At 64.9% G+C, this 14779-nt stretch carries 14 protein-coding genes; 11 read left to right on the forward strand and 3 right to left on the reverse strand.

Annotation, left to right across the window (positions count from 1 at the left end):
* The 10 genes from K8I61_16510 to K8I61_16555 all read left to right on the forward strand — a co-directional run.
* Positions 1–312, forward strand: a 312-nt coding sequence (locus K8I61_16510; protein MBZ0273642.1) for a ferredoxin, incomplete at its 5' end; no start/stop codon positions are given.
* A gap of 64 nt (positions 313–376) precedes the next feature.
* Positions 377–1225, forward strand: coding sequence for an RnfABCDGE type electron transport complex subunit B (locus K8I61_16515; protein ID MBZ0273643.1), 849 nt, complete (start codon positions 377–379; stop codon positions 1223–1225).
* Between the two features lie 34 nt (positions 1226–1259).
* A complete protein-coding gene (locus K8I61_16520) occupies positions 1260–5399 on the forward strand; it encodes a 4Fe-4S binding protein (protein MBZ0273644.1) in 4140 nt (1379 codons plus the stop codon).
* The gene (gene rsxC / locus K8I61_16525) at positions 5399–6736 is read left to right on the forward strand and encodes an electron transport complex subunit RsxC (protein ID MBZ0273645.1); all 1338 of its coding nucleotides are present in this window, start codon (positions 5399–5401) and stop codon (positions 6734–6736) included. Before K8I61_16520 ends, rsxC begins: the two co-directional genes overlap by 1 nt.
* Complete coding sequence (locus K8I61_16530) at positions 6736–7734, forward strand: RnfABCDGE type electron transport complex subunit D (GenBank protein ID MBZ0273646.1); 999 nt, start codon at positions 6736–6738, stop codon at positions 7732–7734. The genes rsxC and K8I61_16530 overlap by 1 nt, the downstream gene beginning before the upstream one ends.
* A 4-nt stretch (positions 7735–7738) precedes the next feature.
* Entirely contained in the window at positions 7739–8377 is a 639-nt protein-coding gene (locus K8I61_16535) for an FMN-binding protein (GenBank protein MBZ0273647.1), read from the forward strand.
* Positions 8374–9033, forward strand: coding sequence for an electron transport complex subunit E (locus tag K8I61_16540; GenBank protein MBZ0273648.1), 660 nt, complete (start codon positions 8374–8376; stop codon positions 9031–9033). Before K8I61_16535 ends, K8I61_16540 begins: the two co-directional genes overlap by 4 nt.
* A complete protein-coding gene (locus K8I61_16545; GenBank protein MBZ0273649.1) occupies positions 9033–9617 on the forward strand; it encodes an electron transport complex subunit RsxA in 585 nt (194 codons plus the stop codon). The genes K8I61_16540 and K8I61_16545 overlap by 1 nt, the downstream gene beginning before the upstream one ends.
* Positions 9614–9802, forward strand: coding sequence for a hypothetical protein (locus tag K8I61_16550; GenBank protein ID MBZ0273650.1), 189 nt, complete (start codon positions 9614–9616; stop codon positions 9800–9802). Before K8I61_16545 ends, K8I61_16550 begins: the two co-directional genes overlap by 4 nt.
* A gap of 434 nt (positions 9803–10236) precedes the next feature.
* Complete coding sequence (locus tag K8I61_16555; GenBank protein ID MBZ0273651.1) at positions 10237–10674, forward strand: carboxymuconolactone decarboxylase family protein; 438 nt, start codon at positions 10237–10239, stop codon at positions 10672–10674.
* Positions 10675–10768: 94 nt separating this feature from the next.
* Here K8I61_16555 and K8I61_16560 read toward each other — a convergent pair whose 3' ends face one another.
* The gene (locus K8I61_16560) at positions 10769–12709 is read right to left on the reverse strand and encodes a hypothetical protein (protein MBZ0273652.1); all 1941 of its coding nucleotides are present in this window, start codon (positions 12707–12709) and stop codon (positions 10769–10771) included.
* A 203-nt stretch (positions 12710–12912) separates the two neighbouring features.
* On the opposite strand from K8I61_16560, the gene K8I61_16565 reads away from it, so the two are divergent.
* A complete protein-coding gene (locus tag K8I61_16565) occupies positions 12913–13545 on the forward strand; it encodes a hypothetical protein (GenBank protein ID MBZ0273653.1) in 633 nt (210 codons plus the stop codon).
* 178 nt (positions 13546–13723) lie between these two features.
* Here the strand turns inward: K8I61_16565 and K8I61_16570 are convergent, their stop codons facing one another.
* Both K8I61_16570 and K8I61_16575 read right to left on the reverse strand, forming a co-directional pair.
* Positions 13724–14341, reverse strand: a complete 618-nt coding sequence (locus K8I61_16570; GenBank protein MBZ0273654.1) for an isoprenylcysteine carboxylmethyltransferase family protein — start codon at positions 14339–14341, stop codon at positions 13724–13726.
* Between the two features lie 22 nt (positions 14342–14363).
* A complete protein-coding gene (locus K8I61_16575; protein ID MBZ0273655.1) occupies positions 14364–14768 on the reverse strand; it encodes a DUF302 domain-containing protein in 405 nt (134 codons plus the stop codon).
* Positions 14769–14779: the final 11 nt, after the last annotated feature.

A 14779-nucleotide genomic window follows, 5' to 3' on the forward strand; every position in this document is an offset into this window, starting at 1 on the left:
GCCGCGGCGGTCCCCGCGATCGCCGAGTCGGCGTCAGCCCCCGCGGCCGAGGACGAGGTTTCCTTCGACGAGCCCTATATCGACTCGTTCCTGTGCACGAGCTGCAACGAGTGCATCGGAATCAATCCGCAGATGTTCCAATACAACGGCAACAAGCAGGCGTTTCTGGCCGACGCGTCGAAAGGAACCTTCGACGAACTCGTTCGCGCCGCCGAGAAATGCCCCGCGCGTTGCATTCACCCCGCGAAACCGCGCGCGGGCGATACGACGGTCAATGACGATCTTCTGAAGCGCGCGGCGGTTTACAACTAGACCGGCCGATGACCGAATTCGCCAACCTGCCAGGCCTCGCCGCGCCCCGGCGCCGAGGGCCGCGATGAACGTCGTGGTCGTGCCCGCGGCCATCCTCGGCGGGGTCGCGTTGTTTTTCGGCGTCGTGCTCGCGTTGGCCTATCGCTATCTGCGCGTCGAGGAGGATCCCCGCATCGACGACGTCGAGGCGATGCTGCCCGGAAGCAACTGCGGCGCCTGCGGCCAACCGGGATGCCGCGCGTTCGCCGAGGCCGTGTGCGGCGGCACGAAGCAGCCGGGACAGTGCACCGTCAGCGCGCCCGAGGGCATCGCCGCCATCGCCGCCTATCTCGGCGTGGAAGCCACGATCGAGGAGCGCCGCGTCGCGCGCCTTCACTGCGCGGGCGGCAAATCCAACGTGCGCCGCGTCGCCGAATACGCGGGCCTTTCGTCCTGCCGCGCGGCGGTCATCGTCAACGGCGGTGCGACCGCGTGCGCGTGGGGATGTCTTGGCCTTGCCGATTGCGAGCGAGCCTGCACCTTCGGCGCGATCCGGATGAACGACGAGGATCTGCCGGTCGTCACGCCCCATTTGTGCACGGCATGCAATGACTGCGTCGAGGTATGCCCGCGCGATCTGTTTACGCTCGTACCCGTGTCGCAACATCTGATCGTCCAGTGCTCGTCGCCGCTCGCGGGAACGGCGGCGACCGATGTGTGCGCGGTCGCGTGCGATGCGTGCGGGCGCTGCGCGCTCGACGCCCGAGCCGGGGCGATCGAGATGTCCGGCGGCCTGCCGCGCATCCGCATCCCCGGCGAGACCACGATCCATGCCACGTTCCGCTGCCCGACCGGCGCGATCCGATGGGTGGACGGAACGCAGTTCCAGTCTGAAAGCCCGATGCTCGACGTCGGTGGAGGAATTCGTGCGTGATTGGCCAACAGCCGCGATAAAACGCGTTCGGCAAATGCTCGGGCGGACGGATTCAGGCGACGCCGCAACCGTCGAAAAGGGACGACCCGTCCTGACCACCGGCGCGCTCGCCGTTGTATCGACCGAGTCGCTGATTTGCGACGTGCTCTGCCGGCATATTCCCGGCGCGGGCCTTGCCGACGGACGCCGCGGCGCGGACCGCAACGCCTTTAGCGCGGCCGTGTCCGACGTGATTTGCGGCGACGCGCGCGCCACGTTCGCCACCGCCGCGGGCCTTGCGGCGAGCGGCCAGCGGACCGTGGCGATGATGGCCGGCGACCGCCTGGCACAGATTCACGATCAACTTTTCGCGGCGGCGGGGCGGCGATGGCCCCTTGTCATCCAGGCGGCCAACCGCGCCATGCCGCGCCAGGGCATCGCGCCGGGAACGGGGCACGAGGGATTGTTCGGCGTCGCCGGCAGCGGCGCGTTCATCGCGGTGGCGCGTAACGCGCAGCACGCGGTGGACCTCACACTCGCCGCGCGCCGCCTCGCGGAGATCAGCCTGACGCCGGGCATCGTGGCCATGGACGGCGGCGAGACGGCATTTGCCGTGCAAGATCTCCTGCTGCCCGACGAGGCCATGCTGCGCGAGTTTCTCGGCGCGCCTTCCGCCGCGATCGAAAATCTCTCTGACGCCCAGGACATGCTGTTCGGCGGACCACGGCGAGCCGTGCCGCGCTGGTTTTCCGCGGAGCGCCCGGTCGCGACCGGCCTTAACGAGCCGGCCCGCGAATACGCCCTGGCGGCGGTCGGCCAGCGCGAACTTTTCGCTGTTGAAGTGCCGCAACAGGCAAGAAAAGTTCTGGAGGATCTTTCCTCGCGAACCGGCCGGCCGATGGGGTTTGTCCGCGCGCATCGCCTCGACAAGGCCCGGCACGCGGTCGTGTCGATGGGCGCTGTCGCGGAGATTGTGGATGGCGTGGTCGACCGGCTGCGAAACGAAAAGGCGCCTGTTGGTTCGCTGGCGATCGAATGGCTGCGGCCGTTTCCCTCGGACGAGATCGTCAAGGCGCTTGCGCGCGCGGAAGCCGTCACGGTCGTCGAGCGAAGCGACGGCGGGCTTTCGGCCGACGGGCCGCTGACGCGCGAAGTTCGCGCGGCGCTTTCCGGCTTGCCGATACGCATCCTGTCGGCGACCGCCGGCCTTGGCGGCGCGCCGGTGACCGCCCAGGCGATCGCGTCGCTGTACGAAAACATGAAAAGCGAAAAGCCGCGCGAGCGCCTTCACCTGGGCCTTGCGCACGCGACGGCGGGCGCCTCGCGATTGCCGCACCGGGACGTTCTTCTTTCGGCGGTGCGGCGGCGGTTTCCGAATCTGGACGCCCGCGTCGCGCCGGATGCCGTGAATCCCGATCCGCGCCCCGATGGCGCGCGCACGATCGTCATCGTCGCACGCGAACCGGTGGACACCGCCGGCGTGCTGATCGCCGCCGCGACGGCGCTTGCGCCGATCGGCCGGCACGTCCGCAGCCGCTCGCAGGTGATCGAGGACGGGGTCTGGATCGGCCGCGTGACCGCCGCGCCCGAGCCGTTTGGCGATCCGGGCGACGACGTGCCGGCGGATGCCGTCGTCATCGCGCACAAGGCGCTGCCCGCGTATTTCGATGCGACGGCAGGGCTCGTCCCCGGCGCGCCGCTCGTGCTGGCCGAGGATGTGTCGATGGAGAGCGTCGCCGCGCGCGCGGGCGACGGCGCGAGAGAGCGCCTGTCCGGCCTGCGCATCTTGCGCGGCGGTCCGGCTCTTGCCGATCTCGCCGCCGCGGCGGGTGCACTGCTTTCCGGCGGCGAAACCGGATTGAAGCCCGTGGAAATTCCCGCAAGTGGCTTCGCGAAGGTCGCGGCGCGTCCGGCCCGCGACGCGCATACGCTCGCCCAGCGCACGGACGTGCGTTACGACTCCCCCGTGCGGTTCTGGAACGAGGTCGTGCAGCCGCGCGTTCTTGGTGCGACGCCCGAATCGGTGCCCGATCCCTACGCGGCGCTCGGCGCCGTCCCGGCGCGCACCGCGCCGTTGCGCGACCGCATGGCGTCCGGCGCGACGATCCCCGTTCTCGACGCGACACTCTGCACCGGTTGTGGCGATTGCTGGTCCGCCTGCCCGGATGCGTCGATCGGCCCGGTCGCGCTCGGTATGGAAACCTTGCTGACGGCCGGCCTCACCGCGACCGGCCCGGCGGCCGAAAAGCTCAAACGCGCGTTCAAGCAGCTCGCCGCGCATCTGGATAAAAAACTCGCCGACGCGGGGGCGCGCGAGCTGACGCGCGCGGACCTCGACGACGGTTTCGGGTGGCTTGTCGAAAAGCTTGGCGCCGGCGGCGAGGAAAAGGAGCAGATGGGCGCGGCCTTCGCGGCGGCGTCCGATCGCCTTTCGCACCTGCCGATCGCCGTGACGCCGCTTTTTTTCCACGAGCCGCACAAGGCGGCGAAAGGCACGGGCCTTGTTCTCGGCATGGCGATTGACCCGACCGCGTGCCAGGCTTGCCGCATCTGCGCGACGGTTTGCCCCACCGACGCGTTAACGATCGTGCCGCGCACGAAGGAGATCGCCGGGCAGGCGGCCGACGCGTGGAGCGTGTGGGAATCGCTGCCGGACACCGCGGGTGCGGATATCGAAAAGGCCGCCGCGAAAGCGGAAATCGGCCCGCTGGCGGCGCTGCTCCTTTCGCGCCACACGCTGCTTGCCATGCCCGGCGGCGATGTCGCCGAGCCCGGCTCCGGCGAACGGCTGGCGATCCGCCTGACGGCGGCCGTGGTGGAGTATGAGGTGCAGCGCGCCATGCTCGAACTTGGCGGGCGGCTCGATGGGCTCGGCCGGGGCTTGCGCGACGCGATCACCAGGGAAGTGACGGGCGCGGTGCCCATGAACGATCTGAAGGCGCTTGGCGACGCGGCGTCCGCCAACCACGGCGCCGTGACGACCGTCGCCGAACTCATCGACTCGCTTGAGAAGGCCGGGCAGACCGCAACGGTGGACGCCGCGCGCCTTCGCGGGCTGGCGCGCCTGACGCAAGCGGTGTCCGAAGAGCGCGAGCGCCTTTTGCACGGCGCAGGCGACGCGGGCCGCGCCCGGTGGGGCGTCGTGCTCGGCGGAGAAACGACCGCAAGCTGGATGGCGCGTTTTCCGCATCATCCCCTGCACGCGCCGCTCACGGTGGAGCTTGGCGATGCGGGCGCGATGGCCGAAGGCCTCGTTGAGGGCCTCACCCGCGAATCGCTCGAAACCGTGCGCCTGGCGCGGCGCGCCGAGCTGTGGCGCGACGCCGCGCCCGACCGCGCGGCCGCCGAGACGGCGCTGGCCGACCTCGCGTGGAGCGATCTGACCGACGCGGAACGCGCCTCGATTCCGCCGCTGTTTCTTGTGGGCGACGCCGAGTCGCTGTGCGGCACCAACCTCGCGGGGATGTCGCGTCTTTTGACCGGTGACATGCCTGTGAAATTTCTCGTACTCGATGGTCACGGTCCGCGCGCGCGCGGCGGCGACCCCGCGTTCCTCGCAATCGCGCACAAGTCGGCGTTCGTCGCGTCGGTGTCACTCGCGCATCCGGATCACTTCATGGCGCAAGTGCAAAAGGCGCTGGCCCATCCGGGCCCGGCGCTTATCCACGCTTACGCGCCAAGCCCGCGCCGCCACGGGTTCGAGACGAACGAGACCATCGCGCTCGCGGACCTGGCGGTGCGTACGCGCGTCCATCCGTTATTGTCTTACGACCCCGCCGCCAAGGGCATCTTCGGCGCGCGGCTTTCGATCGACGACAACCCGGCGCCGAGCGAGATGTGGGTCGAGGACGGCGGCGCGCCGCTGATGCCCGCCGCGTGGTGCGCCGCGCAGTCGCGATTTGACGCGAACGGCCACGCCGCGGCACTTGCCACCGAGCGCGCCGGCCACTGGCGCATGTTGCAGGAGATCGCCGGCGTACAGACGCCGTTTACGCAATCCGTGCGCGAGCAGCTTCGGGCCGAGCTGGCCGGCGCGCACGCGGCCGAGCTTGCCGCCGTTCGCGCCGAAAACGAGAAGGCGCTCGCGAACGTCCGGGCCGAGCAGGCCGACAAGCTCCGCCGCAAGCTCGTGGAACTGGCGACGAACGCGCGCCGGCCCGATGGCGAGGCCGGAAAAACGGCGGGTGACGACTGATGCAGCGCCTCGTCGAATCCGCCGCGAAATCCTTTCGCCACGGGGTCCATCCCGGGGAACACAAGGACGCGACGCACCATCTGCCGATCGAGCGGATGCCGTTCGTGGACGAGTTGGTCCTGCCGCTCGCGCAGAATATCGGCGCGCCGTCGGTGGCGGTCGTGGAGCCGGGGCAGCGCGTGGCGCGCGGGCAAAAGATCGCCCGCCCCGGCGGTTTTGTCTCCACGGCGCTGCATGCGCCGGTCTCCGGCACGATCCGCGCGATCGAGCTTCGCCCCACGGCCAACGGACGGCGCGAGCCGGCGATCGTCATCAAGACCGATCCCTGGGCGGCGGGCGAGCTGGCCTATGACCGCCCGCCCGACCCCGCCTCGCTCGCGCACGCGGAATTCATCCAGTGGGTGCAGGACGCGGGGTTCGTGGGCCTCGGCGGCGCGGCATTTCCGACGCACGTCAAACTCAGCGTGCCCGAGGGCAAGAAAGTCCGGTTCGTGGTCGCCAACGGCTGCGAGTGCGAGCCGTACCTGACCTGCGATCACCGCATCATGGCCGAGCGCCCGGGGCAGGTGGTGCGCGGCCTGCGTCTTGTCATGGCGCGCCTTGGCGTTACGCGCGGCTACGTCGGCGTGGAGTCGAACAAACCCGATGCCATCGAAGCGCTCAAAACGGCGGCGGGCGTTGATGCGGGGATCGAGGTCATCGCGCTCGACGTGAAATACCCACAGGGCGCGGAGAAGATGCTGATCGACGCCATCTTCCGCCGCGAGGTGCCAAGCGGCCGCCTTCCGCTCGATCTGGAAATGGTGGTGCAAAACGTCGGCACGCTCGCGGGCCTGGCCGATCTGTTCGATCGGGGCATTCCGCTCATCGAGCGCGTCGTCACCGTGACGGGCCCGGGCATCCGGCGGCCGGCGAACGTGCTGGTGCCGCTTGGCACGCCGCTCGGCGCGGTGATCGAGCACTGCGGCGGGCTGCTTCCCGGGACGCGGCAGATCATCCTCGGCGGGCCGATGATGGGCATGGCGCAAAAAAGCCTCGACGTGCCGATCGTCAAGGGCGCCTCGGGCATCGTCGCGTTCACGAGCGTGTCGCCGCGCGCCGGGATGGAACAGCCGTGTATCCGCTGCGGGCGTTGCCTCGACGCGTGCCCGATGTTCCTGAATCCCTCGCGCCTGGCCGTTGCCGCGCGCAACGAGCGCGCCGACATGCTCGAAGCGATGCACATCGCCGACTGCTTCGAATGCGCGAGCTGTTCGTTTGTCTGCCCGTCCTCGATTCCCCTGGTCCAGCTCATGCGCGTCGGCAAGGGACTTGTCCGGCAGAAGAACGCCAAGTGATGCAACAACCCCGCCCGCTCGTCATCTCGACCGCGCCGTTCGACCGCCAGGGCGGCACGACAAACCGCATGATGGCCGAGGTGCTGATCGCACTCGCGCCCGTGGCGCTGGCGGCGATCTGGTTCTTCGGCGTCGTCGCGATCCTCGTGCCGCTCGCCGCCGCGGCCGGCGCGTGCCTTGTCGAATGGCTCGCGGGCGATCGCAAGGGACTCGGCTCGCTGCGTGACGGCAGCGCGCTTTTGACGGGACTTCTGCTTGCCTACACGCTACCGCCGGGCGTCGCGCTGTGGATCGCCTTTCTCGGCGGCGCGGTGGCGATCGGCCTTGGCAAGCTGATCTGGGGCGGGCTTGGGCAAAACATCTTCAACCCCGCGCTCGTGGGCCGCGCCTTTTTGCAGGCCGCGTTCCCGACGGTGATGACCACGTGGACGGCGCCCGGGCAGGACTTTTTCCATATCTCCGGGCAGACCTTCGCCGCGCCGCTCATGCACGGATCGGTTGACGGCGTCACCGCCGCGACGGCCCTTGGCCGCCTGAAGTTCCAGCACGATCCGACGGCCCTCGATCTGTCGCCGTTGTTCTGGGGCAACACCGGCGGGTCGCTCGGCGAAACGAGCGCATTTCTGCTGATCGCGGCGGCCCTCTTCCTGATCGCGCGGCGCACTTTCGATTGGCGGCTTTTCGTCTCCACGCTCGCCGGCGCCGCCGCGGTTTCCGGCGCGCTGTTTCTGGCGAACACGGACAAGTATCCGAATCCGCTTTTCATGCTGTTTGCCGGCGGCCTGATGTTCGGCGCGGTGTTCATGGTGACCGATCCGGTCACCTCGCCCATCACGCCGAAGGGCGCGTGGATCTTCGGCGCCGGCGTGGGGCTGCTTGTCGTCATCATCCGCCTGTTCGGCGGCCTGCCCGAATCGGTGATGTATTCGATTCTGCTCATGAACGCGCTGACCCCGCATATCAACCGCAAGACGCAGCCGCGTCGCTTCGGAGGCTGACGGAATGTCGGACGAAAAAACCTCCGAGCCCGGCTTTTTCCGTCTGGCCATGACGCTCGGCGTCGCGGGGCTATTGTCCGGCGCGATTCTGGCAAGCCTCTACACGGTGACGCTGCCGAGGATCAAGGCGAACCGCCGTGCGGTGCTCGAGGCCGCGATCCTGCGCGTTCTGCCGGGGACGACGACATTTACGCCGATGGTCGCGATGGAGACCGGCGTCTCCGAATACAGCGGCCCCGAGGGGGAAGAGCCGGCGGACAAATCTATCTACGCGGGCTCTGACGCGGACGGCAAGATGACGGGATACGCCGTGCCGGCGGAAGGTCCGGGCTTTCAGGAGGCCATCTCCATCCTCTACGGTTACAAGGCCGACGAGCGCGTCGTCACGGGTCTTGCCGTGCTTGGCCAGCGCGAGACGCCGGGACTTGGCGACAAGATCGAATTCGATCCGAAATTCGTCGCGAGCTTTCAAAAGCTGGCCGTCGATCCGGATGTCGCGCTCGTTCGCGACGGACGCGACGCGCCCAACGAAGTGGACGCCATCAGCGGCGCGACGATCTCCTCGGAAGCCGTCGTGAAGATGATGAACGTGAGCCTCGATCGCTGGAAACCGCTGCTTTCGCCCGACGGAGAAACACCGTGACCGCGACGCAAAACGAAAAAACCACGTTTGAGGAATTCGCGAAGGGACTCTGGGATCAAAACCCGATTTTTATCGGGCTGCTCGGTTTGTGTCCGTCGCTCGCGGTGACAAACAATCTGATGAACGGCCTCGTCATGGGGCTCGCCACCGTTTTCGTGCTCGTCGGATCAAGCTTTCTCATTTCGCTTCTACGGCATTTGATTCCGAAAGCGGTGCGCATCTCGACCTACATCATCGTCATCGCCACGTTCGTCACGACCGTGGACTTCCTGCTCGAGGCCACGATGCCCGCGGCGCACAAGGCGCTCGGCGCGTTCCTGTCGCTCATCGTCGTGAACTGCGTCATTCTCGGCCGCCAGGAGGCGTTCGCCTCGAAAAATCCCGTCGGCCGTTCCGTCGCGGACGCGGCGGGCATGGGCGCGGGATTCACGCTCACGCTCTGCCTCATCGGCGGCATCCGCGAGGTTCTTGGTTCCGGCACGCTCCTTGGTGCGAATCTTTTTGGAGACGGATTCGAGCCGTGGGTCATCATGAAGCTGCCCCCCGGCGGGTTCCTCACGCTCGGCGTGCTCCTGATCGTTTTGGCGCGCATGAAGGACGCCAAGGCGCGCCGCGCGGCGGCTGTGCCGGATACCGGCGCGACGGAGGCCGCGTGATGCAGCAATACATCTGGCTTTTCGCGTCCGCGTCGGTCATCAACAACTTCACCCTCGCCTATTTTTTGGGGCTATGCCCGTTTTTCGGCGTCAGCCAGCGGATCGATACGGCCTTGCGCCTTGGGCTCGCGAACATCTTCGTCCTTGTCATCACGTCGATCAGCGCGTGGCTGCTCAACACCTATGTGCTGCCGCACGCGCCGTATCTCAAGCTCATCGCATTCATCGTCGCGATCGCGAGCACCGTGCAGCTCGTCGAGATGATCATCAAGAAGCTGTCGCCCACGCTTTTCCGCGCGCTCGGCATCTTCCTGCCTCTCATCACGACCAACTGCGCGATCCTCGGCCTCGCCCTTTTTCAGACCAACCGCGGCTACGGTTTCCTCGAGGGCGTGGTGTATGCGGCGGGGGCCGGCGTCGGGCTGACGCTCGCGCTGGTGCTGATGGCGGCGATCCGCGAGGAAAACGAACTCGCGCCGATCCCCAACTGGGCGCGCGGCGCGGCGCTGTCCTTCTTCATCGCGGGCATCCTGTCGATGGCGTTCATGGGCTTTGCCGGCCTTTTCCGCGAGCTTGGCGGATGACATACGTCTTCTCCATCCTCGGCATTGCCGCGGCGTGCGTCTTGTGGGTGGCAATCCAGCGGATTTCGGGCAGCACGGACTCCGACGAGTCGTCCATCTCCGGCACGTGCGGATTTTGCGGACGCAAGGCGCTGGGGCTTCCGTGCGACAAGGGCGAGGAGTGCCAAAGCCGCGACCGGCACTGATCGTCGCGTCCCACAAGCCGGCCGCTCCCCGAGCCGAATTCGGAGCCAATTCCAATAGGCTTACGAGACCTGTCACCGTGAGCGAAGCGCAGGGTCTCGCCCCGCACCGGTAGAAACGTAGATCCTTCGCTGCGCTCAGGATGACATCGCCGGGAGACGCGTGATTCGATGGCGCCGGCATGCGACCCGCTCCCTCACAGTCGCGGTTCCAACCTGTTTTTCCCCGTGTCCTCCGTGTCTCCTCCGTGTTCAATGTGTACCGCCGAATTGCGATCCTGCGATTCCATCCGCGGGCGTGAAGGCGCCCGATTGCGCCACCGCGCGCAACGCATAAGCGAAATCGCGCCAGCGTAAGGTCGATCATATTTGGGCGCCGGCCTTGGGCGTATGTTGGCGAGCGGGCCGTCAACACATCATCGCAAGGGGGAGCCGCCATGACTCGGAATGAGGTTTACGCGGAGATCGAACAAACGTTGGGGATCGTGCCGTCGTTTTTCAAGGTGATCCCGGACGCGTCGCTGGAGCTTGAGTGGAAGCTCTTCGTCGCGACGCAGCTTGCGGAAAGCCCCATCCCGGCGAAATACAAGGAGCTGATCGGCGTCGCGATTTCGGCGGCGACGAAGTGCCGCTACTGCACGCACTTCCACACGACCGCGGCCCGGCTCAACGGCGCGACGGACGCGGAGATCGAGGACGCGATCCACTTTGCCAAGGCCACGGCGGGCTGGAGCACGTACGTCAACGGGCTTGCGCCGGAGTTCGAGGACTTCAAGGCCGAGGTCGCGCAGATCGCCTCGCACCTGGAGACGCAGTTGGCGGCGCAGGGCCAGCCGCAGGCGGCGCAAACGTCGCGCGTCACCGGACGCGCCTGATCGACGCCGCGACAACGCCACGTTGCGTGGGCGCACCGCCCGGAGATCCGCCGGGCGGTGCAAGATCTCGCGCCGCGCGCAAGCCCGGGCTTCATCAGCGATCGGCCCGCATCCGATGCGCTTCGAGCGCAAGGCGCGCGGCGGTTTCGGTGCTGACCAGGCGCACGTGCGCCGGCAGAAGCTTGACGAGTGCCATGAACGAGTTTGTCAGGTTCAGCCCGCCGTCGCTTGTCATGTAGATCGCGGTGACGGTGCCCGGCGGATAATGCGCCAGCTCATCGGCCATGTTCTCCGGGCTGAGGAAAAACGGCGCCGTCAGGCCGCTTCCGCTGTTGTCGACGCCACGCCATTCGCGCGGTCGAAACAGCACGACCTCGCCGCCGCCCGCGCCCGGGAGCACCTTGAAAAACTGATCGGGATTCGGCCACGTGAACGTCGGGAACATGTACGGGACGTTGACGGGAAACACGCCCTCGATGACGCCGTGTTCGGCGTATTTCGGCAGAAACACCGTTTCCGCGTCGCGCCACGTGGTCGCCCAGTCCCAATGCACCGTGCCGGTGATGTCGAGAAGGCGCGCGTCGTTTTCCGTCGCGGCGACGAACGCCTCTTGCATATCGCCCGGCATCGACGCGGGGTACGCATACAGGTGCCCGCTTGGCGGCAGCGTGAAGTAGTCCTTCCCCGTTTGCCGGCTCATCGCGTAGTACCACTCGAGGATATCCGGCGCGATGCGCGTCAGGTGCGGAGAGATCGACCACGTGATCGGCTCGCACGAATTGTCCGGCTTTTCGCAATCCGCCAGGCGCTCGGCAAGCCAGCGGCTGCGCGCGTCCATGATGTACGACACGTTGTCGCCGTCGCCGATGATGAACGCCACGTATGTTTTCGCGGGATCGTACGCGATATCCTCCGGCGGGTTCTGCTCCACCTCGCCCACGTTTTCGATCGGCGCGCGCCGCCGCGAGTAGAACGACAGGTTGTTCGTGAACGACGTGGGGATCGCGCCCATGTTGCCCGCGTCCGTGCATCGCGTGTGCGCCTCGAAGAGGTATCCGCCAAAGACGAGCCAGGAATCGTTGTAGCCAAAAACGCCGATGGGGCGCAGCCAGGGATTCTCCACGACGATCTCGCTTAACAGCGCGCCTTCCTCGCCCGATTCGAAGCACCCGTTGACAAGGAAGATGACGAACAGCTTTTCGGAGAACACGAAATCGACGAGGGACGCGTTGACGTCGCCGGTCAGCGCGGGATCCCAATAGCGCTTGTCGTTCTGGTCGTATCCGGGATTCATCATTGCAAGACCGGTCGTGTCGTCGACGAAATTCTCGTAGACGTATTTCGTCGCGAGGTACGGCGTGTCGCGCGAGGCGAACTCGGCGATGGCGTCAAACACCGGATCGACGCACGTCACCGGCAGGCTGTCGTCGAGCGGCACCGCGCCAAGCGCCGCGCCGGCGGTGAGGATGTTCGGCACGATCTTTTGCTGCGTGTCATACGAATATCGAACGCACGCGCCAACTTTCGCGACGCAACTCGCGAGAAACTTTTCGGCGCCGATCGTCTCTTCGGGCACGAGGCCAAGGTCGACCAGCCACTCGTCGTCCTTGTCCTTCATCCTGACGAAGATCGAACCGCCGAGATTGCGATTCGACAAACCGCTGCACGCCTGCACCGCGATTTTCATCGCTGGCGAGGCGGCGTCGGGAAGCTCCACGAGCGTGAACGCCTCGGCCACCGCGTCGTCGTCGACGGTGTCGTCATCGGCGTCATCATCGTTGGAATCGTCATCGTCGAACGCATCGTCGTCATTCGAGTCGTCGTCATCGTTTGCATCGTCATCGATGTCGTCGTCGCCTATGTCGTCATCGGTGTCGTCGGACACGTCGTCGTCGATGCGCGGCAGCGCGCCGGTGTCGTCGACCGGCCCCGAATTGTCGGAAGGATCGTCCGCGCACGAACAACCGCCCACGCCGGACGCAACGGCCAGGCAAACGAAAACGACGAACATCACGCGGAAAATATGTGTCCTCACCGCGCCTCCTCGTTTGCGAAAAACGTGAACGCCCATCTATAGCAGCGGATTGGCGAAAGGTCATGGCGCGTCGGGCGAGCCGGATCTCTCGTTGGAATCCAGCCTCACTTGTTTTCGTTGACGCAAAACATAAAAGGGCGTACTGCCACGGTGTCATCGAGTAACTCTTAGAAAAAGGTTTCCGTATGAATCGAATGCGACAATTGTGCGCGGTCGGCTTGGTATGCGGACTCGCATCGGCACTTTTCACAACGGGATGCCGCCACTATCGGATGACCGTTGACGAATTTGAGGACGCGCCGCGGGCGCCGCGAGCACGCGTCGCGATGGTGTTCAGCGATTTGCCATATTCGGTCAACGATCTCGAAGTTATTAACGAAGATCCGGAGAAATTCGATCGTCAGGATTTGCCGGACCAGATCGAATTCAGGTTCTTCAAGCAAGACGCCCGTTCGGTCAATTTTGAACATATCGCCGGCGATTTTTCGGCAAACGAATACGATTACGTCGTTTACATGACGCAGACGCGAAACAAAGCCGGGATCGGATGGCCCGTTGTCACATACCCGCTCTGTTACGTCACGCTTTCGATTCTGCCCGCCTATGTGCCGGACAAATACGTCTACAAGGCGCGTATCGTTCGCGCGGCGACGAACGCTGAAACCGAACAGAAGAACATCAACGTGAAATCGTCAATCATCATCTGGTTTTTCAACATGAGCGAAAAAATCAGGGTCGACATGAAATCGATCGTGGTGGCGATTGACGATCTTTCACGCACCGCATCTGTCCCGCCAGAAGCGTCGACGCCGAAAGTGACCGAGATTGGGGAGTGAATCATGGGCACATGGAGGAAACGTTACCCGTATCGAAATGCCGGTGATTTTTGGCGGGAAGTCGCTTCTTCTAACCCATTGAATAATAAGCGATATTTGAAAACAGCAGACTTAAAATTCCCGCACTCTCGACTTTGGGATGACAGCCGGTGAGAACTCGAAAATCATTCACAGCTGTCTAATTGTTGTATTTCCCGATCCCAGGGCAGAATCGTCCAGTGCGACGGGCATAGGCGCGGTAGCTTTCGCCGTGTTGGATCGTGAGGTGTTCTTCCTCCAAGCGAGCCTGATAGGCAAAAGAAAGCGAGGCGACGGACGCAAGGAGGAGATTTAACCAATGCGGTACGATCAAAACCAGACCAAATTGAAACAGCATGATTCCAGCGAAAACAGGATTTCGGATATAGGCAAAGGGACCATCCTTCACGAGATCCGTCGTCTCACTCTCGTCGAATCCGATTCGCCAGGATCGCCCCATACGACTTCTTGCTGAACGCGCCAGGTAAATACCTGATAAGGAAATTGCGAAACCCAAAACGGCAAACCACGAATGGTTCAAAATGCTCACTATTGGATTTCTAAGCAGAGTTGATGGACCGATGAGGAATCGCAGGAACAACAGGGCGTAACCTGCGGATACAATCTGAAAAACGCGCCATGAAAGTCTTTGCGCCTGGCTTGCAGTCCGGCGAAATGCCACGGGATCGATTCCCGTGAGACTCTTGAATCCGCGTTCTGAGGAGCGGGATTCCCAAAGGAAAACGACGGCGGCAATCACAAAGAAAAATACTCTCATGAGCATGGCTTGGCTTTCTCGACTACGCCTCGATGCGCTCCAGGACTCGTCGAAGCTTGGCCTCCACCTCTTCGGCAATGGGCTTGACGGACGGATTGCCAACGAGGCCGAACATGAGGATCGGCTTTGGCGTCTGGACGTAGATCACACCATCTTCCCCTTCGAATACATCGACATTGCAGGGAAGGAATATTCCAATAGGCGGCTCGGCCTCAAGAGCCTTATGAGCCAGCGGCGGGTTGCAGGCTCCCAGGATGAGGTAGGGCCGTCTTTCAACGTTCAGCTTCTTCTTGAGCGTCGCTTGCACGTCAATTTCCGTCAGGACACCAAAACCTTCCGTGGCAAGAGCCTCTCGAACTCGATCGGTCACCGCCTCGAATGTCCGTCCCGGAAAACTCCTTGTAAACGCATAGTCCCTTTCGTACATAGATCACCTCC

It is taken from the genome of bacterium, from assembly GCA_019912885.1.
In the GTDB taxonomy this organism is placed as follows: Bacteria; Lernaellota; Lernaellaia; order JACKCT01; family JACKCT01; genus JAIOHV01.